Origin of the sequence: Edaphosphingomonas haloaromaticamans (genome assembly GCF_001853345.1) — a bacterium.
GTDB lineage: Bacteria > Pseudomonadota > Alphaproteobacteria > Sphingomonadales > Sphingomonadaceae > Sphingomonas_E > Sphingomonas_E fennica.
This window is the reverse complement of the sequence record NZ_MIPT01000001.1, coordinates 1,240,904-1,265,393: the sequence shown is the minus strand read 5'-3', so window position 1 is coordinate 1,265,393 and position 24,490 is coordinate 1,240,904. Positions and strand designations below refer to the sequence as shown.

25 protein-coding genes are annotated in these 24,490 nt (G+C 69.0%); 15 read left to right on the top strand and 10 right to left on the bottom strand.

Annotated features, from left to right (window positions below; genetic code table 11):
- Positions 1-48 precede the first annotated feature (48 nt).
- Both BHE75_RS05960 and BHE75_RS05955 read right to left on the bottom strand, forming a co-directional pair.
- Positions 49-1,818 carry a DUF4153 domain-containing protein gene (locus BHE75_RS05960; protein ID WP_254684369.1) on the bottom strand — a complete coding sequence of 590 codons (1,770 nt, stop codon included), beginning with the start codon at positions 1,816-1,818 and terminating at the stop codon, positions 49-51.
- A 122-nt stretch (positions 1,819-1,940) separates the two neighbouring features.
- Complete coding sequence (locus BHE75_RS05955) at positions 1,941-2,252, bottom strand: hypothetical protein (RefSeq protein WP_070933072.1); 312 nt, start codon at positions 2,250-2,252, stop codon at positions 1,941-1,943.
- A gap of 254 nt (positions 2,253-2,506) precedes the next feature.
- Between BHE75_RS05955 and BHE75_RS05950 the strand changes: the two genes are divergently transcribed.
- The 3 genes from BHE75_RS05950 (at position 2,507) to ruvX (ending at position 5,066) form a co-directional block, all read left to right on the top strand.
- Positions 2,507-3,358, top strand: coding sequence for a class I SAM-dependent methyltransferase (locus tag BHE75_RS05950; protein WP_070933070.1), 852 nt, complete (start codon positions 2,507-2,509; stop codon positions 3,356-3,358).
- A gap of 92 nt (positions 3,359-3,450) precedes the next feature.
- Complete coding sequence (locus tag BHE75_RS05945) at positions 3,451-4,593, top strand: DUF3089 domain-containing protein (protein ID WP_191225152.1); 1,143 nt, start codon at positions 3,451-3,453, stop codon at positions 4,591-4,593.
- A gap of 11 nt (positions 4,594-4,604) precedes the next feature.
- A complete protein-coding gene (ruvX, locus tag BHE75_RS05940; protein WP_015459774.1) occupies positions 4,605-5,066 on the top strand; it encodes a Holliday junction resolvase RuvX in 462 nt (153 codons plus the stop codon).
- Between the two features lie 163 nt (positions 5,067-5,229).
- Here the strand turns inward: ruvX and BHE75_RS05935 are convergent, their stop codons facing one another.
- Entirely contained in the window at positions 5,230-5,673 is a 444-nt protein-coding gene (locus tag BHE75_RS05935; protein WP_015459773.1) for a DUF805 domain-containing protein, read from the bottom strand.
- A gap of 355 nt (positions 5,674-6,028) precedes the next feature.
- The gene (locus BHE75_RS05930; protein ID WP_070933066.1) at positions 6,029-7,537 is read right to left on the bottom strand and encodes a YifB family Mg chelatase-like AAA ATPase; all 1,509 of its coding nucleotides are present in this window, start codon (positions 7,535-7,537) and stop codon (positions 6,029-6,031) included.
- Between the two features lie 99 nt (positions 7,538-7,636).
- Here BHE75_RS05930 and BHE75_RS05925 point away from each other — a divergent pair, with 99 nt between their 5' ends.
- From BHE75_RS05925 to BHE75_RS05900, 7 genes are all read left to right on the top strand, one after another.
- Positions 7,637-8,056, top strand: coding sequence for a hypothetical protein (locus BHE75_RS05925; RefSeq protein ID WP_254684368.1), 420 nt, complete (start codon positions 7,637-7,639; stop codon positions 8,054-8,056).
- Positions 8,057-8,144: 88 nt separating this feature from the next.
- Entirely contained in the window at positions 8,145-8,279 is a 135-nt protein-coding gene (gene rpmH / locus BHE75_RS05920; protein WP_015459770.1) for a 50S ribosomal protein L34, read from the top strand.
- Entirely contained in the window at positions 8,276-8,680 is a 405-nt protein-coding gene (gene rnpA / locus BHE75_RS05915) for a ribonuclease P protein component (protein WP_051128848.1), read from the top strand. The genes rpmH and rnpA overlap by 4 nt, the downstream gene beginning before the upstream one ends.
- Complete coding sequence (yidD, locus tag BHE75_RS23095; protein ID WP_015459768.1) at positions 8,677-8,889, top strand: membrane protein insertion efficiency factor YidD; 213 nt, start codon at positions 8,677-8,679, stop codon at positions 8,887-8,889. Before rnpA ends, yidD begins: the two co-directional genes overlap by 4 nt.
- Positions 8,890-8,906: 17 nt before the next feature.
- Positions 8,907-10,658 (top strand): membrane protein insertase YidC, encoded by a 1,752-nt coding sequence (gene yidC, locus BHE75_RS05910; RefSeq protein ID WP_070933064.1) that lies wholly within the window; start codon positions 8,907-8,909, stop codon positions 10,656-10,658.
- Positions 10,655-11,323 carry a ribosome biogenesis GTP-binding protein YihA/YsxC gene (gene yihA / locus BHE75_RS05905; protein WP_070933062.1) on the top strand — a complete coding sequence of 223 codons (669 nt, stop codon included), beginning with the start codon at positions 10,655-10,657 and terminating at the stop codon, positions 11,321-11,323. The genes yidC and yihA overlap by 4 nt, the downstream gene beginning before the upstream one ends.
- Before the next feature lie 203 nt (positions 11,324-11,526).
- Positions 11,527-12,192, top strand: coding sequence for a glutathione S-transferase family protein (locus BHE75_RS05900; protein ID WP_015459765.1), 666 nt, complete (start codon positions 11,527-11,529; stop codon positions 12,190-12,192).
- Between the two features lie 22 nt (positions 12,193-12,214).
- On the opposite strand, the gene BHE75_RS05895 is transcribed toward BHE75_RS05900, so the two are convergent.
- Positions 12,215-12,664 carry a cupin domain-containing protein gene (locus BHE75_RS05895; RefSeq protein ID WP_070935539.1) on the bottom strand — a complete coding sequence of 150 codons (450 nt, stop codon included), beginning with the start codon at positions 12,662-12,664 and terminating at the stop codon, positions 12,215-12,217.
- Positions 12,665-12,713: 49 nt separating this feature from the next.
- Here BHE75_RS05895 and dapE point away from each other — a divergent pair, with 49 nt between their 5' ends.
- The gene (gene dapE, locus BHE75_RS05890; RefSeq protein ID WP_070933060.1) at positions 12,714-13,838 is read left to right on the top strand and encodes a succinyl-diaminopimelate desuccinylase; all 1,125 of its coding nucleotides are present in this window, start codon (positions 12,714-12,716) and stop codon (positions 13,836-13,838) included.
- Positions 13,839-14,021: 183 nt separating this feature from the next.
- On the opposite strand, the gene BHE75_RS05885 is transcribed toward dapE, so the two are convergent.
- The 4 genes from BHE75_RS05885 to BHE75_RS05870 form a co-directional block, all read right to left on the bottom strand.
- The gene (locus tag BHE75_RS05885; RefSeq protein ID WP_070933058.1) at positions 14,022-15,713 is read right to left on the bottom strand and encodes a putative bifunctional diguanylate cyclase/phosphodiesterase; all 1,692 of its coding nucleotides are present in this window, start codon (positions 15,711-15,713) and stop codon (positions 14,022-14,024) included.
- Between the two features lie 137 nt (positions 15,714-15,850).
- Positions 15,851-16,402 carry a Smr/MutS family protein gene (locus BHE75_RS05880; protein ID WP_070933056.1) on the bottom strand — a complete coding sequence of 184 codons (552 nt, stop codon included), beginning with the start codon at positions 16,400-16,402 and terminating at the stop codon, positions 15,851-15,853.
- Positions 16,377-17,690 (bottom strand): murein transglycosylase A, encoded by a 1,314-nt coding sequence (gene mltA / locus BHE75_RS05875; RefSeq protein ID WP_070933054.1) that lies wholly within the window; start codon positions 17,688-17,690, stop codon positions 16,377-16,379. Before mltA ends, BHE75_RS05880 begins: the two co-directional genes overlap by 26 nt.
- Complete coding sequence (locus tag BHE75_RS05870) at positions 17,687-18,334, bottom strand: Tim44/TimA family putative adaptor protein (RefSeq protein ID WP_015459759.1); 648 nt, start codon at positions 18,332-18,334, stop codon at positions 17,687-17,689. The genes mltA and BHE75_RS05870 overlap by 4 nt, the downstream gene beginning before the upstream one ends.
- A gap of 170 nt (positions 18,335-18,504) precedes the next feature.
- Here BHE75_RS05870 and secB point away from each other — a divergent pair, with 170 nt between their 5' ends.
- The 4 genes from secB (at position 18,505) to BHE75_RS05850 (ending at position 22,590) form a co-directional block, all read left to right on the top strand.
- Positions 18,505-19,014 (top strand): protein-export chaperone SecB, encoded by a 510-nt coding sequence (gene secB / locus BHE75_RS05865; protein ID WP_015459758.1) that lies wholly within the window; start codon positions 18,505-18,507, stop codon positions 19,012-19,014.
- Positions 19,015-19,110: 96 nt separating this feature from the next.
- Entirely contained in the window at positions 19,111-20,673 is a 1,563-nt protein-coding gene (murJ, locus tag BHE75_RS05860; RefSeq protein WP_015459757.1) for a murein biosynthesis integral membrane protein MurJ, read from the top strand.
- A complete protein-coding gene (gene trpS, locus BHE75_RS05855; protein WP_015459756.1) occupies positions 20,673-21,677 on the top strand; it encodes a tryptophan--tRNA ligase in 1,005 nt (334 codons plus the stop codon). The genes murJ and trpS overlap by 1 nt, the downstream gene beginning before the upstream one ends.
- Positions 21,678-21,942: 265 nt before the next feature.
- Positions 21,943-22,590: a DUF4136 domain-containing protein gene (locus tag BHE75_RS05850; RefSeq protein ID WP_041864954.1), complete on the top strand. Its 648-nt coding sequence runs from the start codon at positions 21,943-21,945 to the stop codon at positions 22,588-22,590.
- A gap of 92 nt (positions 22,591-22,682) precedes the next feature.
- Here BHE75_RS05850 and dnaA read toward each other — a convergent pair whose 3' ends face one another.
- Entirely contained in the window at positions 22,683-24,071 is a 1,389-nt protein-coding gene (gene dnaA, locus BHE75_RS05845; protein ID WP_070935537.1) for a chromosomal replication initiator protein DnaA, read from the bottom strand.
- Positions 24,072-24,490: the final 419 nt, after the last annotated feature.

Here is a 24,490-nt window from a genome sequence, read left to right as displayed (position 1 = left end):
GCGCCGCCGGGAGGTGACGGTTCTATGTCCCGGCCGCCACCGCTCCGCTCATTCGAACACCGTCCCCACGGGCCGCCCGCCCACGAACACCTGCCGCCGCGTCACTTGCCGCACCTCGATCTCGCCGCGCTCCGCCGCCGCCCGTTCGGCCGTCGCCTGCGCCTTCTTCGCCTCGGCCGGCGGAGGCGGCACCGGCCACCGTTCGGCGGCCGCCTCCCATTTCCCATCGGCACCGCGAACGAAATAGGCCGCGTCGATCGCGCACGCCTCGCATCCGGCCCTCCACGAAAGCACCACGGCCTCGCCGCTCCCGCCGACATGGCGGACGATGCAGCGTCCCCGATCGTCGTTCCGGCCGCAACCGCCGCCCTCGCGCAGGATCGCATCCACCAGCGCGTCGGGCAGCGGCGCCTTCTCCGGCAGCACCGTCACCCGCCCGGCAAAGGCGGCCTTGGCATCCACGTCGCGCGTCCGCTGCGCCAGCGCCCAGCGATCCTTCTCATCGAGCGTGCGGGCCGCCGCCGTGCGGATCGCGGGCGTGCCCGATTTCGCCAGCCGCTCCACCGCCGCCTTGCCCGCCGGGCCGAAATCATAGCGCAGCGCCGCCCAGTCGAACCGTTCGGGGCTCACCTTGCCGGCCTCCAGCCGCGCCACCTGGCTCCGCGCCGAAAGGGCACCGAAGCTGACGATCGGCGTGGAAAGCAGCAGCATCACCGCGCACAGGCCGATGGCGAGCGCGATATTGGCCGGCCGCGCGGGCGTGGCCCATGCCAGCCGCCGCCGCGCCAGCGCCGCCCAATAAGCCAGCCCCACCGCGCAGGCGAAGGCGATGAAGGTCAGCGCCCATAGCCGCGCCGGGGTCAGCCCATATTGGCCGACGCGAAGCCCGGTCGAAACCGCCGCGATCGCCGCCAGCGGCAGGATCGCGAAGGCCAGCGCCAGCGCCCCCCAGCGCAGCGGCCGGTTGCGGGCCTCGTCCTCCGGGCTGTCGCCGATCACCGCATTGGCCAGGATCAGCGCGCCCGCGCAGGCGGAAAGCAGGATCGGCGTCGTATCCCGCGTCGCCGCCCATAGCGGCTCCAGCCCGGTGAACAGGGTGGCGATCAGGAAGATCAGCAGCCCCGCGCCCAGCACCGGCGCCAGCACCGAAAGCACCAGCATCGCCACCCGCTGCAGCATGGCGACCACGCGGTCATGATCGCGCAGCAGGCCGATCGCCGCGCCCATCGCCGCCCCGCTCATCATCCAGCCGAACCAGTCCTTGCGCAGCAGCTCCTGCAGCAGATCGATGCCGATCAGGTTGAACAGCGACGCCAGCAGCCAGGCGAGCAGCCACACCACGCCCACGAAGACCAGCGCCAGCAGCACCAGCACCACATTGGTCCAGCCATGATCGTGCACCGCCGGATAAGGCAGCGCCCGCAGGCCGCGTCCCTTCCCGGCCTCCAGCGCGCCGTCGCGGATCGTCTGGAACAGCGGCCCGGCGATCCCCACCGCCAGCACCGCGCAGAACAGCCGCCAGCCGTCATCGGCCTCCCAGCGGCCCGGCCCGCCATTCCAGTAGATCACGGCCGCGATCACCAGCCCGGCGACAAGCGCGAAGGCCGCGCTCCAGCCGATCCGCACCCGTTCCAGCACCACGGCGAAGGAAAGCCCGGCCACGCCCAGGAAGGTGGCGGCGGCAAGGCGCAGGGGATCGTCGGTCATCCCGTATCCGCCGGCCTTGTCGGTCAGCAGGTGGATGCCAAGCCCGATCGCGGCCCCCAGCAACGCCAGCCCCCAGGCCCGCGCCGGCCAATCCGCCTTCGTTTCCGCCACGTCCACCGATCCCCCCTCCCGATCGCCGAATATCGGGCCAACCTATCGCGATCCGGGGGAAAAGCCGGCATGGAAAATCCGGGGCGGCGATCGGCCGCGGACGCGAAGCCGGCCCCGGCCAGTCAGGCAGCCTCGGCCATCTCCACCGCCGGGGCATCGTTGATGGCGGCAGGCGCGGCGGTCTCCACGGCCATCGCCTTATCCACGCCCGCATCCGCCGCCACCCGCCGCGCCGGGAAGATCAGGCGCGACAGCAGCACCAGCACGCCCAGCGCCAGATAGGCGCCGATCGCGATCTTCGGGTTCCACAGCACCAGCGATCCCAGCGCGATGCGCAAGACGATCGGGTTAAAGCCCAGATCCTCGCCCAGCGCCTCGCAGATGCCCAGCATGGTATCGGGGCGGCGAAAGAGGGAGGGCTGGTCGGCTTGCATCGGTCGTTCCTTCGATAGGGGCGGGATGGCCCGCATTCATGCCGGAGACTTTGCAGGCGGCGTGCCAACCGTGCCGAGGCCGCGATTTTCGGGCGTTCTCGCACGGAGATATTCCAGCGCAGCCGCCTGGAAACCGGCGTTTCCGCCAGATATTAGCAAATTCCACCAAAGGCCGTGGCGGCGTCTATCAACAGCCGCCCCTTGCCCGCCCGCCGCGAACGGCTGCACAGAAGCCGGCGAGGAGGAAGGCGGCAATGACGGTGACGATCGGCCCGGAAAGCACGGCGGTGCGCACGGCCCTGTGGCGGGCGATGCACGTGCGGATCGATCCGCCGCCTTATGTGCTCGAAGACGAGATCGGCCTCACGCTGGTGGCGCCCGATCCCGGCTGGCGCGATCGGCCGGACATGGACCCTGCCTTCACCGCCCCTTTCCGCGCCTCGATGGTCGCCCGCGCCCGCTTTGTCGAGGATCTGGTCCTCGAACGGTCGGCACATGGCGTCGGGCAATATGTGATCCTGGGCGCGGGGCTGGACAGCTTCGCCCAGCGCCGGCCCGATATCGGGGCGCACATGCAGTTGTTCGAGGTCGATCGGCCGGGCCCGCAGGCCTGGAAGCGCCAGCGGCTCGAGGCGCTCGGCCTTGGCGTGCCGCCATGGCTGCACCTCGTCCCCGTGGATTTCGAAGCGGGGCAGAACTGGTGGCAGGCCCTTGCCGACAACGGATTCGACGCCACCCGCCCGGCAATCGTCGCCTCCACCGGGGTCAGCATGTATCTCACCCGCGATGCGATCGCCGCGACGCTCCGCCAGGTCGCCGCCCTCGCGCCGGGAACGACCCTGGCGATGACGTTCGTGCAGCCGCTGGACCTGATGCCGGCCGATCTGCGGCCCGGTCTCGAACAGGCGATGAAGGGCGCGGCGGCCAGCGGCACGCCCTTCATCAGCCTGTTCGCCCCGGCGGAGATGACGGCGCTCGCCCGCGAAGCCGGCTTCCGCAATGTCCGGCACGTCGCGCCCGCCGATCTGGACCGGCTTTATTTCGCCGATCGCGCCGATGGCCTGCGGCTGACGAGCGGGGAGGAGTTTCTCGTCGCCTCCACCTGATCTCCCATGCCGCACCCCGTCCGCCCGGCCGGCCCTTCCCCGTTGCGCAGGCCGCCGATTGCCGGCTACGCACGCAGCAGGTGCAATCTTTCATGTTGCACTGCACAACAGGAGCCCCGACATTGCCGGCGAGACGCTTTCTCTATGTAATCGCGGGGTTGATCGTGCTGACTTTGGCGGCCGCTTTCGGCTGGAACATCTTCCAGGATCGGCTGATGCGCACGGCCTTCGTGCCGTCGGTGCCCTTCACCGCGCCGTCCGATGCCGGCGCGCCCGATTATGCCGCCGCGTCCGCCTGGCTGGCGCGCCCCGATCTGCCGGACGATCCGTCGCGCTTCACCGTGGCCGGCATCGCCCGCGCGGCGCGGCCGGAAGTCGCGGTCTTCTACGTCCCGCCGACCAGCTACATGAAACGGGATCGCTGGAACGCCCCGCTCGACGATGCCGATGCCAATCAGCGGCTCGGCCTCTTCGCCTCCTCGCAGGCCAGCGCCTTCAACGGCATGGGCGCGGTCTGGGCGCCGCGCTACCGGCAGGCGACGCTGGGTGCCTTCCTTGCCGGCAATGCCGATGCCGCCGCCGCGATCGATTTCGCCTATCGCGATGTCGCGCGCGCCTTCGATGCCTTCCTCGCCCAGATCCCGGCCTCGCGGCCGATCCTGCTGGCCGGGCACAGCCAGGGCTCGCTCCACCTGATGCGGCTGATGGCGGAAAAGGTGGCCGGCAAGCCGGTCGCGAAGCGCATCGTCGCCGCCTATGTCATCGGCTGGCCGGTCTCGGAGACGGCCGACATCCCCGCCATGGGCCTGCCCGGCTGCACCGGCCCCGGCCAGGCCGGCTGCGTGCTTTCGTGGCAGAGCTATGCCGAGCCCGCCGACACGCACAGCGTCCAGGCCGTCTATGATGCGACGCCAGGCCTCACCGGCGCCCCGCGCAAGGGCACGCCGATGCTGTGCGTCAACCCGCTGACCGGCGCGCCCGGCACGGCGGCGCTGCCCGGCGCCAATCGCGGCGCGCTCGTTCCCGATGCCGAGCTGAAGGGCGCGGAGCTGAAGCCCGCCCTCGTCCCCGCCCGCTGCGACGCCTCCGGCTTCCTGCTGATCGGCGCGGCGCCGGAAGGCTATTCGGGCTATGTGCTGCCCGGCGGCAATTTCCACGTCTTCGATTATGCGCTGTTCTGGGCGAACATCCGCGCCGATGCCGAGGCCCGCGCCCGCACCTTCCTGGGCCGGTGACGCCCCATCCGATGATCAGCCAGAGCATCCTCGATTTCCGCGAAGCGCTGCCCGAAGGCGGCCGGCTGGCGGGGCTGGACGTCGGCACCAAGACGATCGGCGTCGCGCTCTGCGATGCGATGTGGACCATCGCCAGCCCCGCCGAGCTGATCGAACGGCGCAAGTTCACGGTCGATCTCGCCCGCCTGCGCGATTTCTGCAAGGCGCAGGGGGTGCGCGGGCTGGTGGTCGGCCTGCCGCTCAACATGGACGGCAGCGATAGCCCGCGCACCCAGTCCGTCCGCGCCTTCGTCCGCAATCTGGAGCCGCTGGGCCTGCCTGTCCTGCTGTGGGACGAACGCTGGTCCACCGCCGCCGTCACCCGCACCCTGCTGGAGGCAGACGCCAGCCGCGCCCGCCGGGCGGAGCTGGTCGACAAGATGGCGGCGGCCTACATTCTCCAGGGCGCGATTGACGCGCTGACGCGGGGCTGAAGCCTCGGGAAACCCGGCTTTGCCGGATCACGGGGCCGCCCACTCCCCACCCCGGACATCCTACGGCAGCATCCTATGGGTGGCCGGGTGGGGGAGCGGGCCGGCGCCGCGCCGAAAATGCGCCCAAGCGCATTTTCCAACTGGCACCGCCCCCGCGATCAACTCAGCTGAACCGCTGCGCCAGTTCCTCGGGCGTCTGGTCCTTGGGGTCCGGGCCGAAGCGGTTGGGGCCTTTGGTGCCGTCCAGGCAGTAGAAGACGATCAGCACGATGCTGCCGATCAGCGGCACGATGCCGATCAGCACCCACCAGCCGGACTTGTCGATATCGTGCAGCCGCCGCACCGCCACCGCGAGCGATGGGAGGAACAGCGCCAGCATCGAGATGATCGTCAGCACCCCGCCATTGGAATAGAAGCCCACCGATGCCGCGCCCGGCGCCGTATCGGCATAACGGGTCATCGATCCGCCCAGCCCCAGCGCGGTATCCAGCGCCATCGCCACGAAATAGACGATCACCAGCAGCAGCACGAACATCCAATATTCCTTCCGGCGCGCCCGGCCGGAAAACTGGGCATAACGCTTCAACGGCAGCAGCATCCATTCCATGGGAATCCTCCTGTTCGCCCGCATCCTCTGATCGTTTCCCCGCAGGCAGGCGCAGGCTAACCCAGGCTGGGATTTCCGCAAACCTTCCTCGCTCATCGGCAACGGCCGGCGGCGCGGCGGCATGGATGCGCGCGCAAGCGAAGCCCGACGGGCGAGATGGACCGTGGATCAGTTCAGGGGCACGACGGACGGCACCCGCAACGATGGAAAGCGGTCATTCGCCCCCCACCCATCAGGTGGGAAGCCATTGTATCGAGCGTTATCGGCTCAATCGCGCCAATTGTGCCCTTGGTCAGCAATGCCGGCCTGCGGCTCCCGCCTGTCCGGGCGTGCGAGCTGACATCGTGAGCGCCGTTCAATTCGTTGGCGGCCTGCGCCGATAGCCCAGCGCCTCGGCCACATGCACCCGCCCCACCCCGTCGCTGCCGGCAAGATCCGCCACGGTCCGGGCTACCCTGAGCACCCGGTGGTATCCGCGCGCGGACATCCGCATCGCCTCGGCGGCCTGCGTCAGCAGCTTGCGGCCAGCCTCGTCGGGGGTCGCCACGCGATCGAGCAGCGCGCCGTCCGCCTCGGCATTGGTGCGGACGCCATGGCCTTCGTAGCGCACCGTCTGGATCGCGCGGGCGGCGGCCACGCGCGCCGCCACCTCGGCCGATCCTTCGGCGGGCGGCGGCAGCACCAGATCGGCGGCGCTCACCGCCGCCACCTCCACATGCAGGTCGATGCGGTCGATCAGCGGCCCGGACAGCTTGGCCTGATAGTCGGCGGCGCAGCGCGGCGCGCGGGCGCAGGCGAGCGCGGCGTCGCCCAGATGCCCGCAGCGGCACGGGTTCATCGCCGCCACCAGCTGCACGCGCGCCGGAAAGGTCACATGCGCATTGGCCCGCACCACCGATACGGTGCCGGTCTCCAGGGGCTGGCGCAGCGAATCGAGCACCCCGCGCTGGAATTCCGGCAGCTCGTCGAGGAACAGCACGCCCAGATGCGCCAGGCTCACCTCGCCCGGCCGCACCCGCAGGCCGCCCCCGACCAGCGCGGCCATCGATGCGGAGTGATGCGGGTTGCGATAGGGCCGCCGCCGGACCAGCCGGCCCTCGCGCAGCTCGCCGGCCACGCTCGCCACCATCGATACCTCCAGCGCCTCGGCGGGGGTCAGCTCGGGCAATATCCCCGGCAGGCAGGCGGCCATCAGCGACTTGCCCGATCCGGGCGGGCCGCTCATCAGCAGATTATGGCCGCCGGCCGCCGCGATCTCCAGCGCGCGCTTGGCGGTTTCCTGCCCCTTCACCTGCGCAAGGTCCGGCCCGCCGGCCGGCTCCTCCATCATGCCCGGCTCCGGCGCGGCCAATGGCAGGCTGCCCTTGAAATGGTTGAGCAGCGCGATCAGGTCCGGCGCGCCCAGCACCTCGATCGTCCCCGCCCAGGCCGCCTCCGGCCCCTGCGCCGCCGGGCATATCAGCCCCAGCCCGTGCGAAGAGGCATGGATCGCCGCCAGCAGCACGCCGGGCGAAGGCGCCACCCGCCCGTCCAGCCCCAGTTCGCCCACCACCAGATAGGAAACCAGCGTCTCGGCATCGATCACCCCCATCGCGCCCAGCAGGCCCAGCGCGATCGGCAGGTCGTAATGCGATCCCTCCTTGGGCAGATCGGCCGGCGAAAGGTTCACGGTTATCCGGCGCGGCGGCAGGGCCAGCCCGATCGCGGCGAGTGCTGCGCGCACCCGTTCGCGGCTTTCGGCCACCGCCTTGTCGGGCAGCCCCACCACGACGAAGGCCGGAACGCCCGGCGCAACCTGCACCTGCACCTCCACGGCGCGCGCCTCCAGACCCAGAAACGCCACCGTCGCGACGTGCGCCACCATGCGGAAGAGCCCCCCTGCCCCGATGTTCCCCGCCTGTTCTAAGCACGCCCCGCCATGCGAGTCGAGCCGCCCGCCGCTCCCTCCCGATTCGCCGGCGGTTTGTCGGCATCTGCCGGCTTTCCGTCGATCATCGGCGTTCGCCGCCTTGTGGCCGCCATCGGCGCACCCCATCTTTTCCCCATGGATATCGTCCGCTGGTGGAAGGCGCTCGGCCGTAACGAGCATGTCCGAATCGGCCTCTTCGCGCTGGGCTGCGTGCTCGTGGCGCTGGCGCCCGTCGTCGGCCTGCTGCCGGGGCCGGGGGGCATATTGGTCTTCGCGCTGGGCCTCGGGCTGATGCTGCGCAACTCGCTCTGGGCCAAGAAGCGCTATGTCGCCTTCAAGCGGCGCTGGCCGAAACATGGCGCCTGGGCGGACTGGGGGCTGCGCCGCAAGAGCGCGCGCCGGCGCGACAAGATCGCCAAGGCGAGGGCCAAGCTCAGGGCGGCGAACGGCCCGTCCGCCGCCGATATGGATTGACTTTCCCGGCCGCCCCTTATATCCGCGCCACCGACAGCGGCCGTCCCATGGGCGGCCCTTTTGGTTTCTGATCGATAGGGAATGACCGATGAAGCGCACCTTCCAGCCGAGCCGCCTTGTGCGCAAGCGTCGTCACGGCTTCCGCTCGCGTTCGGCGACGCCGGGCGGGCGCAAGGTCCTGGCGGCGCGCCGCGCCCGCGGCCGCAAGACGCTTTCGGCCTGAACGGGCCGAAGGGCGGCGCCGGACTGACCACGCTCAGCCGGCGCGCCGATTTCCTGGCCGCGAATGGCGGCCTTCGGGCGCCCATGCCGGGTTTCGTCCTGCTGGTGCGCCCGCGCGGCGACGGATCGGAAGCGATTCGCGTCGGCTACACCGTCACCAAGAAGATCGGCGGCGCCGTCATCCGCAACCGGATGAAACGGCGCTTTCGCGCGCTTGCGGCGGAATTGCTGCCGTCGGAAGGCGTGCCGGGCGCCGATCATGTCCTGATCGGCCGGGCCGGCGGCATCGAACGCCCCTTCGCCGATCTCCGCCGCGAACTGGCCAAGGCGCTCGCCAGGGTCCGTTCGGGCGCCGCATCCCCGGCCGCGCCGCGGCCGCCGCGATCGGGCGGGCGCCGATGATCGCCCGCCTCCTCATCCTCGTGGCGCGCGCCTGGCAATGGGGGCCTTCGGCGGTGCTGCCGCCATCGTGCCGCTATCATCCGTCATGTTCGGCCTATGCTATCGAGGCCATCCAGCGCTATGGGGCGCTGAAGGGCGGCTGGCTGGCCGCCAGACGAATCCTGAGATGCCACCCCTGGGGGGGATCGGGCATCGATCCAGTACCTTGAATTCGGGAGCTTGATCCGTGGAGAATTGGCGCAACGTGGTGCTGGCATGCGTATTGTCGCTGCTGGTGCTGTTCGGCTGGCCGATCGTGGCAAATCATTTCTTCCCGCCGGCCAATCCGCCGGCGACGAAGATCGTGAAGGGCAAGTCGGTGCCGCTCCCCGCTCCGGGCGCGACGCCCGCCGCCGATGCGCCTGCCGCCATCCGCGCGCGCGAAGTGGTGCTGAAGGATAGCCCGCGCATCGCCATCGATACGCCGCGCCTCCGGGGTTCGATCAACCTCAGGGGCGCCCGCATCGACGATCTCGTGCTCGCCACCTATCGCGAGACGATCGCCAAGGATTCGCCGCCCGTCCGCCTGCTTTCGCCCAGCGGCACGGCCGATGCCTACTTCGCCGCCTTCGGCTTCGCCGGCGACGGCGTGACGACGCCCAACGACCAGACGCTGTGGCAGACGCAGGACAGCCTGCTCGCCCCCGGCAAGCCGGTCACGCTCACCTGGCGCAACGATCAGGGCCAGCTCTTCACCATCAAGCTCTCCGTGGACGAAAATTACCTGTTCACCATCGAACAGAGCGTCGCCAACCTTTCCGGCAACGCCATCTCGGTCCGGCCCTGGTCGCTGGTCAGCCGCACCGGCCACAGCAAGGACCCGTCGACCTGGACGGCGCATACCGGGCCGATCGGCACCTTCAACGGCGCCACCAACTACGACGTGAACTTTGCCAATCTCGACGGGCAGGAACCGGGCTTCTTCGCCCGCATCGGCGGCACCACCGCGAAGGCCGGCACCAACAGCTTCTCCAGCAAGGGCGGCTGGCTGGGCTTCACCGACAAATATTGGCTGACCACGATCATCCCCGATCCGGCGAAGACGATCGACGCGAACTTCCGCAAGGGCGAAGGCGATCGCTACCAGGCCGATTTCTCGGCCGCGCCGGTGATCGTGCCGCAGAACCGGGTGGCGCGTTCCACCTCGCACTTCTTCGCGGGCGCCAAGGAAGTCACCGTCCTCGATGCCTATAAGAAGAATCAGGGCTTCGCCAATTTCGATCGGGCGATCGACTGGGGCTGGTTCATCTGGTTCGAAAAGCCGATCTTCAACGTGCTGGACTGGCTGTTCAAGCTGGTCGGCAATTTCGGCGTGGCGATCATCCTGCTCACCTGCATCGTGCGCGGGCTGATGTTCCCGATCGCGCAGAAGCAGTTCGCCTCGATGGCGGCGATGCGCGCCGTCCAGCCGAAGATGAAGGAGCTTCAGGAAAAGCATAAGGACGACAAGCAGAAGCTGCAGCAGGAGCTGCTGGCCCTCTACCAGAAGGAGAAGGTCAATCCGCTCGCGGGCTGCCTGCCGATCCTGCTGCAGATCCCGATCTTCTACGCGCTCTACAAGGTGCTGATGCTGACGATCGAAATGCGGCACCAGCCCTTCGTCGCCTGGATCAAGGATCTGTCCGCGCCCGATCCGATGACGCCGCTCAACCTGTTCGGCCTGCTCGATTTCACGCCGCCGGGCTTCCTGGCGATCGGCGTGCTGCCGATCCTGCTGGGCATCACCATGTGGCTGCAGTTCAAGCTGAACCCCACCGCCACCGATCCGGTGCAGCAGCAGGTCTTCTCGATCATGCCGTGGATCTTCATGTTCATCATGGCGCCGTTCGCGGCCGGCCTGCAGCTCTACTGGACGGTCTCGAACCTGCTCACCATCGCGCAGCAGAAGTGGCTCTACAGCCGCCATCCCACGCTGCGCGCGCAGGCGGGCAAGGCATGAACGGCGCGGCCGGCCCCACGCCCGGAACCGAGGAAGCGGCCGCCCAGCTGATCGAGGATGCGCGCCGGCTCTTCGCCGGGCCGATCGCCTTCCTCAAATCGGCGCCGTCGCTCCAGTTCCTGCCGGATCCGGCGGCGCCGGAAGTGGCGTTCGCCGGCCGGTCGAACGTGGGCAAGTCCTCGCTGCTGAACGCGCTCACCAACCGCAACGGGCTGGCGCGCACGTCCAACACGCCGGGCCGCACGCAGGAACTCAACTTCTTCGACGTGGGCGAGCCGCTCCGCCTCCGCCTCGTCGACATGCCGGGCTATGGCTTCGCCAAGGCGCCCAAGGATATCGTCCGCAAGTGGCGTTTCCTGGTGAACGATTATCTGCGCGGCCGCGCGGTGCTCAAGCGCGCGCTGGTGCTGATCGACAGCCGCCACGGCATCAAGGATGTCGATCGCGAGGTGATGAAGATGCTGGACGAGGCCGCCGTCTCCTACCGCCTCGTCCTCACCAAGGCGGACAAGGTCAAGGCAACCGAGCTCACCGCCGTCACCGAACGGACGGCGGCGGAGGCCCGCACCCATGTCGCCGCCCACCCGGAAATCCTAGCCACCTCCAGTGAAACCGGGCTCGGCATCGCCGAACTGCGCGCCGCCGTGCTGGAGGCCGTTCTCTAAGGGCTTTGCGCCCTTTCCCATGAAGGCGCGCCGCGCCCGCGCGGGCGGGAAGGGCGGAAAAGCAACGCGCCGGCGCCACGCAAGCGCCCCGGCGCGATCACCCGTCGACCTGCCGGCACAACCGGCCGGCCCGCCCGCCCTTCCCTTTCGGCGCCCGATGCCGCAGGGAGGGGGCGACCTTCGCGGGAAACGACGGAATCGGAATGCTCAAGCTCTTCATCGGCAACAAGGCTTATTCCTCCTGGTCCATGCGCGGCTGGCTCGCCGTCAGGCAGTCGGGCCTGGATTTCGAGGAGATCGTCGTCCCCCTTTATGACGACGATTGGGACAAGCGCCGCGAAGGCGACGAATTCGCCCCCTCCTCCGGCAAGGTGCCGATCCTGTGGGACGGCGATGTCGTGGTGTGGGACAGCCTGGCCATCATCGAATATCTGGCGGAAAAGGTCGGCCGCGATCGTTTCTGGCCCGCGGATGACGGCGCCCGCGCCATGGCCCGGTCGATGGCGGCGGAGATGCATTCCAGCTTCGCCAGCCTGCGCCGCGAACATTCGATGAATGTCCGCAAGCGCTTCCCCCCGCGCGAGCTGAGCGAAGGCACCGTCCAGGATGTGATGCGCATCGTCCAGCTCTGGGCGGAGGCCCGCGCCCGCTACGGCGGCACCGGCCCCTTCCTGTTCGGCGAGTTCGGCGCGGTCGACATCATGTTCGCGCCGGTCATCACCCGCTTCATCACCTATTCGATCCCGGTCCCCCGCTTCGCCCACCCCTATATGGAGGCGGTGCTGGAACATCCCTTCGTCACCGCCTGGCTGGAAGGCGCCTATGCCGAACCCTGGGTGATCGAGAAGTTCGAGCTGCCGGTCCTCTGAAGCTTCGTTCGCGCGCCCGCCTTCACCAGGGGCGCCCGTCCCTGTGGCGATAGCTCTGCGTCGCACCGTCGAGGTGCAGGTCGATATCGGGATAATGGCAGTCCGTTTGCGAAGCCCGGCCGATCGCGACGAGCAGGCAGGGCGCGTCGCCCTCGTTGATCAGATGATGGCCATCGGCCTGCCCCTTGGGGAAGGCGGCGCAATCCCCGGCCCGCATCGGCGTGCGGCGCCCTTCCTCGACGAGCACCGCCTCGCCCGAAAGGATCACGACGAACTCGTCCTCCCCCTCATGCCAGTGGCGCTGGCTGGACCATGCCCCCGGATCAAGCCGGACATGGGTGACGCCGAAATCGCCCAGCCCCGCCGCGATGCCCAGCCGGCGATACCATCGCCCGGCCACGTCCCGCGCATAGGGCTCGGGATATCCGGTGCGGTTGGTGGCCGGGATGGCGGCAAGATCGATCTTCGGCATGATCGGGGGAGGATAGGCAAAGCCGTAGCTTGCCGCTAGGCGAACGATCATGATCGATCCCGTCGCCCTTGCCAGCCGCCTCATCGCCTGCCCCAGCGTCACGCCCGAGGATGCGGGCGCGATCGACGTGATCGCCGAGGCGCTGGAGGCGATCGGCTTCACCGTCCACAGCTTCTGGGCGGGCGATACGCCCGACGGGCCGGTGCGCAACCTTTTCGCCACGCGCGGCCAGGGCGGCCCGCATTTCGCCTTCGCCGGCCATAGCGACGTGGTTCCCGCCGGCCCCGGCTGGGGGACCGATCCCTTCACCCCCGTCATCCGGGGCGATCTGCTCCACGGGCGCGGCGCGGTGGACATGAAGGGCGCCGTCGCCGCCTTCATCGCCGCCGCCGCGCGCATCCCCGATCATCAGGGCACGCTGAGCCTCATCATCACCGGCGACGAGGAAGGCCCCGCAACCCACGGCACGCTGGCGCTGATGGCGTGGATGGAGGAGCGCGGCATCCGCCCCGACCTATGCCTGGTGGGTGAGCCGACATCCGCCCACCGCCTGGGCGATACCATCAAGATCGGCCGGCGCGGATCGGTGAACATGTGGATCGAGGTGCCGGGCACGCAGGGCCATGTCGCCTATCCCCATCTCGCCGATAACCCCGCCCCCCGCCTGATCCGTATCCTGAACGAGCTGGATGGCTGGACGCTCGACACCGGCAACCGCTGGTTCCAGCCCTCCAATCTGGAAATCACCGATATCGCGATCGGCAATCCGGCGACCAACATCATCCCCGGCGTCGCCCGCGCCCGCCTCAACATCCGCTTTAACGATGCGCATCGCGGCGCCGATCTGGTGGAGCATGTGCGGCAGGTCGTCGCCCGCCACGCGCCGCGCGGCACGGTGGAGGCCAGGATCTCGGGCGAGGCCTTCCTCACCGAGCCGGGCCGGCTTTCCACCCTCGTCACCGATGCGATCCACCGCGCGACGGGCCTGGAGGCGGAGCTTTCCACCAGCGGCGGCACATCCGACGCCCGCTTTCTCTCCCGCCTCTGCCCCGTGGTGGAATTCGGCCTGTGCAACGCCACCATGCACAAGCTGGACGAAGCGGTCGCCGTGGCGGACCTCCACGCGCTGACGGATATCTACGCGGACATCATCACTCACGCGCTGCAAGGTTGATCGCCGGGCACCGCCATCGCCCGTCGCATGCTCGGAATCGCAGGTATTGCCCTGATCGGCTGAACTCGCCCCCCTTTTCCGTCATTCCTGCGAAGGCGGGAATGACGAGAGGGAAAGGCCACCACCGGAAAGCCCCGGCGCCGGCCCCATCGGCGCCGATGCGAATACGGCTTTCCGCGCCGCCTAGGCCATGGCCCGGAACGGCCCGCCGTCCCGCCGCCCGGCCAGCCAGGCGAGGAAGGCGGCCTCGTCCATCGGCCGGGCGACGGCATAGCCCTGCACCGCATCGCAGCCTATGGCGCGCAGCACGTCCATCTGCCCCTGATTCTCCACGCCTTCGGCCACCGCCTGGAAACCCAGGCCGTGGACCAGCGCGACCACCGAATGCACCAGCGTCCGCGCGTCCGCCGAATCGGCGATGTCGCGGATCAGGGTGCGATCCAGCTTCACCCGGTCGATCGGCATGTCCTTCAGCCGGGCGAGGTTCGAATAGCCGGTGCCGAAATCGTCGATGGCGATCGCCACGCCGTCGGCGCGCAGATCGCGCAGGCCGGCCAGCACCGCATCGCTGCCCTGCATTGCCAGCGTCTCGGTGATCTCTATCTCCAGCCCTTCGGCCGGGGCGCCGCTTTCGGCGATCAGCGAACGTAGCCTGTCGAAAAAGCCCGGCTGCGCCATCTGGCGCGGGCTGATGTTGATGGCGATGCGCTGGCCCAGCCCGGCCCCGCGCCAGCCCGCCAGCGATTTCAGCGCCCGATCCAGCACCCAGTCGCCGATCTCGCGGATCAGCCCGCCATCCTCGGCCGCCTGGATGAAGCGGCCGGGCATCTGCAGGCCGTCCTCGGGGTGGCGCCAGCGCAGCAGCCCCTCGACCGCCACCACCTCGCCGGACATGCGCATCTGCGGCTGGAAGGCCAGCTCGAACTCGCCCCCCTCGATCGCGCGGCGCAGGTCGCGTTCCAGCCGCAGCCGTTCCTCGGCCGCGTCGTTCAGCACCATGTTGAATCGCTGCACCTGCCGGCGTCCCTGCGCCTTGGCATGATACATGGCGATATCCGCCGCCCGCATCAGGCTGACGAGATCGGTGCCGTGATCGGGGGCGATCGCCAGCCCGATCGAGGCGCCGACATCCACCGCCTGCCCGGCCACCACGAACGGTTCGGACAGCACGTGCAGCGCGCGCCGCGCCAGGCGTTCGGCATGCCCCGCGTCGCGCACCATCGGGAAAAGCAGCGTGAACTCGTCCCCCGCCAGCCGGCCGATCGCCGGTGCATCCGCACCGTGGGCATCCATGTCCTGCCTCGCCCGCGCCGCGACCTGGTGCAGGCGGCCGCCGACCATCGCCAGCACCTCGTCGCCGCAGGCATGGCCCATGCTGTCGTTCACGAACTTGAAGCGATCGAGGTCGATGAACAGCAGCGCCGCGATCTGCCCCGGCGCGCGCCGCGCGAGAAGCTGTTCGGCCATGCGCCGGAAATTCACGCGATTGGCGAGCTGGGTCACAGGATCGAACATGGCGAGCGCGTGGACGCTGTCGAAATTGGCGCGCACCTGGCCGAACAGCCGGTCCATCGCCTCGGCCAGTTCGGGCAGCGTTTCGCGCACGCGTTCCGGGGTGGGCGATATCAGGTCGCCCTCGGCCGCCGCGCGGATGCGCAGCGCCAACACGTCCACCCCTTCCGCCACGCCGGCGATGGCGCGCTCGGCCGATGCCCAGCTCATCGCCCCGCAGACGATGGCGACCAGCAGCGCGCCCACGATTTCCCGCTGGCTTACCGATCCGCTGGTTCCGGCGAACAACGCCAGGATGAAGACCACGGCACCGGCGGACAAGGCGAAGGCGACGGCCCGGCTTTTGAGCGATAGTCCCTCCATCGCGCCGATGCGTGCCCCTTCCCCCAGCGCCCGACCGCCGGGCAAAGCAGGCTTGTGGAGCAGAATCCGTTAACGAATGCTCCATGAATTGTAACGGGGCACCATATTTTACGATTTTTCTGGCGGTTGTGGCGGGGTCAGCGGCGGCGGCGCAGCACCACATAGAGCGCGCCCGCACCGCCATGGCGGGGATGCGCGGCACGGACGGCGGCGATGCGCGAGGACCAGCCCGAGGCGCCGAGCCAGTCGTCGATCGCGGCGCGGATCAGCCCCCGCCCCGGCGCGCCCGGCCGGGGCGCCCGGCCCGTCACCACCAGCAGCACCCGGGCGTCGGCGGCGATCGCACTGGCAAGCGCAGCCTCCAGGGCGGCATGGGCACCGGCCAGCGTATGGCCATGGAGGTCGATGGTGCGATCGGGCGCCACGATCCCCCGCCGCAGCCGCCTATCCCACCCGCCGTCCAGCGTGTCGGCAGGCTCGGCGGCGGCAGACGCGCGCGGGGATGGCGGTGGCGGCGGCGGGACCCTGCCCTGCCTGGATTTCGGCAGCGGCTTGGGCGGTGGGGCCGGGGGCGGCGATCCGGCGGCGGGTTCGGCCGGCGCCGGCCGCTCCGGGTGGAGCGGACGCACCGTCGCCGTCACCTTGCGCCAGAGCGCGCGCTCCTCAGCGTCGAGGCGCCGGCCCGCCATTGCCGGTCACGGTCGCGGCGTTCAGCCGGGCGACGCTCCCCTTGGGCAGCAGCAGCCAGGCATTGCCCCGGCCGGACATGCCGCCCGCGATACGGCGGGCATCCTCGCCCGCGCCCCAGAAGGTGTCGAACCGGTTGGCGCCCTTGATCGCGCCGCCCGTATCCTGCGCCACCCACAGCCCGGTCGCCTCCACCCGATCGAGCGCGAGGAACACCGGCGCTCCCAGCGGCACGAAGGCGGGGTCGGCCGCCACCGTGGTCCGCCCCGTCACCGGCAGGCCCAGCGCCCCCAGCGGGCCGGGGCCGAACAGCTCGCGGAAGAAAACGAAGCTCTTGTTTTCGTTCATGATGCTGGCGCCGCCATCGGGCATGGCGCGCAGCGTGGCCATGATCCCCTGCATGGAGGACTGGCCCGGCTGCAGCAGGCCGCGATCACGCATGAACGCGCCGATCCCGGTATATTCGCGGCCGTTCTGCGTGTCGTAGCCCACGCGCATCCGCCCGCCATCGGGCAGGTCGATGAGGCCGGAGCCCTGCACCTGGAGGAAGAAGAATTCGATCGGGTCCGCCGCCCAGGCGATCACCGGCGCCCTGCCGTCGATGGCCCCGCCCACGATCGCGGCGCGATCGGGATAGCGGATCAGCTTGCCGTCCTTGGCCTGGCCGCGAATCCGGCGGCCCTTGAGGTCGTCGGCGAACAGGCCGAGGTCGACCTCGATCAGATCGTCCGGCCGGCCATAGATCGGCACCTCATAGCCGGTGCGCCGCGTGCGCGATCCCTTGATCTCGGGCTCGTAATAGCCGGTGGCGAAGGCCTTGCCTTCGCCGACGATCGCGGTCTCGAAATAACGCGGGAAGAAATTGATCGCGTCACCATCCCGCCAGCTCGCCGCCGCGTCGCAGGCCGGCTGCCAGTCCGCTCCCCTGGTCAGCCCGCTATTGTCGGTGCGGCGGACGAGCGATCGGCAGGAGATGCGGAACGCCGCCAGCGCGGATCGCGCCTCGGCGTCGCTTATCCCGAGCGCCGTCACCGACGGACCCGGCCGGACGCCCTGCTGCTGGGCGGTGGCGCCCGCCGGCGGCGCGGCCAGCGGNGCGGGCGCGGGCGGCAGGGTCACGCGCGGCCCCCGCACGGGTCCGAGCGGCGGGCTCGAAACCGGCGCGCCGGCCGCCGGCGGGGCGGTGGGCGTGGTCGGGCGGGAAACGGGCGCGGGCGGCCCCTGCGGGCTCACGCAGCCGGCCAGCGCCAGCGCCGCGGCCAGCGCGCCCCCTAATGCGAGGCGGGTCACGCCGCCTCGTCGGTTTCGATCAGGATCCAGTTGGGATCGTCGGCCCGGACATGGCGACTGAACGTCCACACGTCATGCGTGGGCACCGCATCCGAAAGCGATCCGGCGATCACATTGCCCTCGCGGTCGTGGGTGACGGCGGCGATGTCCGCGTCGAAGCGCACCGTCACACTCGCCATCTGGCCGTCGAGGCGGGCGCGCTCGATCACGGCGCGCTCGATCGAGATCAGGCGGTTGTCCAGCACCTCGCCGGCTTCCTCGCGCTGGCGGATTGCCTCGGCGAAATCCTCGCGCACGCCATCGTCGACGAAGCGGGCCAGTTCCTCGGTATCGCCCTTCCAGAAGGCTTCGAGGATCATGCGATAGGCCGCCTGCGCGCCGTTCAGGAAGGACGTCACGTCGAAGTTCGGATCGGCGGAGACGATCGCCCGGATGCCCTCGTTGGCGCGAGGGTCGATCGCGGGTTCGGCCGATACGGGCTGCGAAGGCATGTCGCTGCTGGAACGCGCGATGGGGGCCGGCTTCGGCTGGGCTTCGACCGGCTTGGCGATCGGCTGTTCATGCCCCGTGCGGCGACCGAGGACGCTGTAGAGCCTCATCGCGACGAAGACGAACACCAACGCCAGGATAATGATCGTTTCCACCGGACCTCCGCTACGCTTGTCCGTTGCTACATAGGGATATGGCGCGCATGTTTCAAATGGCGCTTTCGGTGGCGCGGTCCCGCCATCGGTCCGCCGCGCGCGCCATTGCCCTCCCGCGCCCCGCCTGCTAGTCGCGCGGCGCATTCCACCCAATTAAAAGGCATATCCGGATGGCCGAAGAAGAAGGCATCGCGAACATGGGCGAAACGCTCGCCAACGGCGAGGACAACCTGCCCCAGGTGGCGTTGATCGCCCAATATGTGAAGGATCTGTCTTTCGAGAATCCGAACGCGCCGGCCGTGTATCAGTGGCAGGGCCAGCCGCAGATCGACGTGCAGTTCAACATCCGCGCCGATACGCTGGGCGAGGACGTGCACGAAGTGGCGCTGAAGATCGATGTCACCGCCGCCGCCGATCAGGGCGTCGCCTTCAAGGCGGATCTGCTGTTCGCCGGCCTGTTCGGCATCCGCAACGTGCCGCAGGACCAGCTCCAGGGCTTCCTGCTGGCCGAAGCGCCCCGCCTGCTCTTCCCCTTCGCCCGGCGCGTGCTGGCCGATGCGGTGCGCGACGGCAATTTCCCGCCGCTGATGCTGGAGCCGATCGATTTCGGCGCGCTCTATCTTCAGCAGCAGGCCCAGGCGCAGGCGCTGGGCACCGGCGAACCGGCCGGCCAGGCCTGATGTTCGCGGGGCCGGCGCTTCCGGCCCCGTCCCTTCCGGGCCGGCCCGCCGGCCGGCCCCGAGGCTTGCGACCATGAACAGGATCGGCTTGCGCGCATGAACCTTACCAGGGCGATCGGCACGATCGGCGGGCTGACGATGATCAGCCGCATCTTCGGCTTCGCGCGCGAAATGCTGATGTCGCGCATCATGGGGGCATCGGGCGCCGCCGATGCCTTCCTGGTCGCCTTCCGCCTGCCCAACACCTTCCGCCGCCTGTTCGGCGAAGGCGCCTTCTCGGCGGGCTTCGTGCCCCTGTTCAGCCAGCGGCTGCACGGGCAGGGCGGGATCGAGGATGCGCGCAAATTCTCGGAAGAGGTGCTGGCGGTGTTCCTGCCCACCCTCTTCCTCTTCACCCTCGTCTTCGAAATCGCGATGCCGGCCTTCGTGTGGGCGATCGCCTCGGGCTATGCGGACGAACCCGCCAAGTTCGCGCTCACCGTATCGCTGACGCGGATCACCTTCCCNTATCTGCTGCTGATCAGCCTCGTCTCGCTCTTTTCGGGCGTGCTCAATTCGCTGACGAAGTTCGCCGCCGCCGCCTTCGCGCCCGCGCTGCTCAACGTCGCGATGCTGGGCGCGCTGATCCTGGTGCCGGCGGGCGGAGTGAAGACGGCCTATGCGCTGGCGATCGGCGTCACCGTCGGCGGCGTGCTCCAGCTCGCCCTGCTGTGGAACGGCGCGCGGCGGGCGGGCATCTCGCTGCGCCTGCGCCGCCCGCGGATCACCCCCGGCGTGCGGCAATTCTTCGTGGTGGTGATCCCGGCCACGCTGGGCGCGGGCGTCTACCAGATCAGCCAGCTCATCGACACCTTCTTCGCCACCCGGCTGCCCGAAGGATCGATGTCGTTCCTCAATTATTCGGACAGGCTGAACCAGCTCCCGCTGTCGGTGATCGGCACCGCGCTCGGCACCGCCATCCTGCCCCAGATCAGCCGCTTCATCGCCAGGGGCGAGCCGGACGAGGCCGCCAAGGTCCAGGGCCAGGCGGTCGAGCTTTCGATGCTGCTATGCCTGCCGGCCGCGCTGGCGCTGGCGGTCGTGGCCGGCCCGCTCTGCGCGGCGCTGTTCCAGGGCGGCAAGTTCACCGCGCATGATGCGATGGTGACGGGCAATGTGCTCGCCATCATCGTCGCCGGCCTGCCGGCCTATGTGCTGGTCAAGGTCATCACCCCCGGCTTCTATGCGCGGGAGGATACGAAGACGCCGGTGAAGACGGCCGCGATCGTGCTGATCGCCAATATCGTCCTCAACTTCGCCCTGATCCCGCTGTTCGGCATCTACGGCCTCGCCTTCGCGATCGCCGCCTGCTCCTGGCTCAATTGCCTGATGCTCTATGCGATATTGCGCGCGCGCGGCCATTTCCGCATCGAAGGCTGGCTCTGGGGGCGCATCGCCCGCCAGATCGCCGCGGGCCTGGTGATGGCCGCCGTCCTCTGGGCCCTGCGCATGGCGTTCGCGGACTGGTTCGCCGGCTCCGTGGGCAAGCGGATGATCTCGGTCATGGCCCTCGTGGGCATCGGCGGGATCGTCTATTTCGGCGCCGCCTGGCTGTTCGGCGGCATGGACAAGGAAGCAATCCGGCTGCTCACCCGCCGCCGCAGGAAGAAGGAAGCATGATGCGCATCGTCTCGGGCATCCAGCCCACCGGCAACCTCCATCTCGGCAATTATCTGGGGGCGATCCGCAACTGGGTGCGCATGCAGGATGGCCTGGGCCAGGGCGACGAATGCCTGTTCTTCCTCGCCTCGCTGCACGCGATCACCGTGCATCATGATCCCGCCCAGCTGCGCGCCAACATCCGCGAGATGGCGGCCGCGCTGATCGCCGCCGGCATCGATCCGGCGCGCTCCACCCTGTTCAGCCAGGCGGACGTGCCCGCCCATGCCGAACTGTGCTGGCTGCTGAACGGCACGGCGCGGATCGGCTGGCTGAACCGGATGACCCAGTTCAAGGAGAAATCGGGCAAGAATCGCGAGGGCGCCTCGGTCGGCCTTTATGCCTATCCGGTGCTCCAGGCGGCGGACGTGCTGCTCTACCAGGCCACCCACGTCCCCGTGGGCGAGGACCAGAAGCAGCATCTGGAGCTGGCGCGCGACGTCGCGACCAAGTTCAACACCGATTTCGAGGTGGAGCTGTTCACCCTCCCCGAACCGATCATCCCGCCGGCGGCCGCCCGCATCATGTCCTTGCGCGACGGCACGGCGAAGATGTCCAAGTCCGATCCTTCGGACATGAGCCGCATCAACCTGACCGACGATGCCGACCTGATCGTGCAGAAGATCCGCAAGGCCAAGACCGACCCGGAACCCCTGCCCGCCTCGGCGGAGGAGCTGGCCGGCCGGCCGGAGGCCCGCAACCTGGTGGGCATCTACGCCGCGCTTTCGGATGAGAGCGTGGAGCAGGTGCTCGCCCGCTTCGCCGGCCAGGGCTTCGGCGCGTTCAAGCCCGCGCTGGCGGAGCTTGTGGCCGAGTCGCTGCGCCCGGTGAAGGCCCGGCTCGATGCGCTGCGCGCCGATCCTGCCGAGCTCGATCGGCTGCTCGGCCTCGGCGCCGCCCGCGCCCGGGAGGCGGCCGCCTCCACGCTCGACGCCACCTACCGCGCGATGGGCCTGCGCTGGTAGGATCGAAATAGGCATTTTCCGCCAAGGCGGAGGCGGAACGACTCCGTCATAAGGATCGGAAGGCACGGGCATTATCCCCCTGAGAGCGCCCAGCCCCCCCGTTGGGCGCGATGGCCGTGCCTTCCACCCGATTGCGCCTTCGGATCATTGCCGATTTTTCATTTCGCATCCGTCGATGTTCAACGCATGTTCAGCCCTACTATGCGATACATCGGCGTTGTTATATTCCGGGGTTACAACCCTTTGCCCTGCGAGGTCGCCAGCCATGTCCTTATCTAGACGGATATTCACCCTCGCCGTGCCGGCAGCGGCGCTGCTGGCGCTTTCGGGCTGCGCCACCCCGTTCAAGGCGGATGTCGCCCGCTTCCAGGCGATGCCGGCCCCGCAGGGCCAGAGCTTCACGATCCGGCCGGCCGATCCCCGCAACGAAGGCGGCCTGGAATTCGGCCAATATGCCGATCTCGTCGCCCAGCAGCTCGTTTCCCAGGGCTATGTGCCCGCGCGCGAGGGGGCGAATGCCACCCTTACCGTCACGCTCGATTACGGCGTCGACAACGGCCAGCAGAAGGTCGTCACCCGTCCTGGCTTCGGCGCCGGCTATGGCGGCTGGGGCCGGCCCTATGGCCGCTGGGGCTACCGCTCTTCCTTCTATTATGGCTGGAACGATCCCTTCTGGTATGATCCCTGGGCCTATCCGGACGTGTCGAGCTACACCTTCTATACCAGCTATCTCGACATGACGATCAGCGGCCAGAACGGCCAGCGGCTGTTCGAGGGCAAGGCCAAGGCGCGCTCGACCACCGATAGCCTGCCCACGCTGGTGCCGAATCTGGTGCAGGCGATGTTCACCAACTTCCCGGGCCGCTCGGGCGAGGAGGTGCGCATCACCATCCCGCCGCCCAAGAAGGACTGATCCGGCCACAGACCATGAAAAAGGCCCCGTCCGATCCATCGGCGGGGCCTTTTTCATGGTCTTGAGCTTGGGCCCGGTGCCTTGCGGAAGGATCAGCCTTCCAGCTGGCGCATCAGCAGGCGCACGTCGGCGTCCAGCNCGGCATCGGTCTGGCGCAATTTCTCGATCTGCTTCACCGCGTGGATCACGGTCGTATGGTCCCGCCCGCCGAAGCGGCGGCCGATCTCGGGCAGCGAGCGCGGCGTGAGCTGCTTGGCCAGATACATGGCGATCTGCCGGGGGCGGGCCACCTCGCGCGCGCGGCGGGATGACGCCATTTCGGATTGCTTGATGCGATAATGCTCGCACACCCGGCGCTGGATCTCGTCGATGGTGATCCGCCGCTGGGTGGCGCGCAGCATGTCCGCCAGCGTCTCCTGCGTGAACTCCATGTCGATCGGCCGGCCCGACAGCAGCGAATAGGCGACGACGCGGTTGAGCGCGCCTTCCAGCTCGCGGACGTTGGTGCTGATGCGCCGCGCCAGGAACAGCACGACATCCTCGGGCACCTTGGCCTGGGGCATCGCCTCCAGCTTCTTGACGATGATGTTCAGCCGCAGCTCGAAATCGGCGGGGTTCACGTCCGCCACCAACCCCCAGGACAGGCGGGAAAGGATGCGGCTTTCGATCCCTTCCAGGTCCTGCGGGCTGCGATCGGCGGTGATGACGAGCCGCCGGCCGGCCGAGATGATCTCGTTCATCGTGTGGAAGAATTCTTCCTGGGTCGATTCCTTGCCGGCGATGAACTGCACGTCGTCGATCATCAGCACGTCGGCCGCGCGCAGGCGGGCCTTGAAGCTGTGCGTGTCCTTGGCGCGCATCGCGGCCACGAACTCGTACATGAACTTCTCGGCGGACATGTAGATGATCCGCGCGCCCGGCTGGCGGGCCAGGAATTCCTGGCCGATCGCATGCATCAGGTGCGTCTTGCCGAGGCCGGTGCCGCCATGGAGGAAGAGCGGGTTGAAACCCAGCACCCCGCCCTCGGCCACCGTGCGGGCGGCGTTGTAGGCGACCTCGTTGGCCTTGCCGACCACGAACGAATCGAAGCTGTAACGCGCCTCGAAGCCGTGCTCCACCGGCGCCTGCGCCACGGGCGCGGCCACGGGCGGCTCGGCCCCGGGCTGGGCCGCGGCCTCCGCCTCGTCGCCGGGAATCGTGAACAGCGCCGGCCGGCCGCCATCGGCGCTGATCGCTACCTTGGAAACCTGCGGCAGCATCGCCCGCCAGGCCTGCAGCAGCTGCTCGGCGAAATGCGTCTCGACCCAATTGGCCATGAAATCGGAAGGCGCCGCCAGACGCACGGTGGCCTCGTCCGAATCGAACTCGACGAGCGTCACCGGCTTCAGCCACCCGTCGAAGGTGCGGGCGCCGCAGGATTTGCGCAGGCTTGCGCGAATCGCCTCCCACGCGGCCTCGAAGGGCGAAGGGGCCTGATCGATGGCCCCGGCGCCTGATTCGTCCGGCGTGGAAAGAAACGAAGCGGCTGATGTCACGTCGGTCCCTTCAGTTGGCCTCCCCACGGGCGCGCCGGGACACGAGAGACAAAACGCCCCCTCTGCGCAATCGCCCCCGCGATCACCGCATGTTCCCGTCGTTACCGCAATCCGCACAGGCCGGAGATTCGCCGGCGCGGACCGTCTTTGTGAAAGGCGATCGGCCTCGGATCAAGGCCCCCGGATGCAACAAAAAAGAAATAATGGCGCTTGACAGCAAAAGCCGGGCTTTTGCGTGCCCGCCGCGCAAACCGCTGAATTTAGGTCATAAAAATGCAATTCCCGAAAACGTCACACAGGACGAATCGTGGAGATTCCTAGAATTCGCGATTGTCATGGAAAAGAAACGAAAAGGCCCGCCGGGG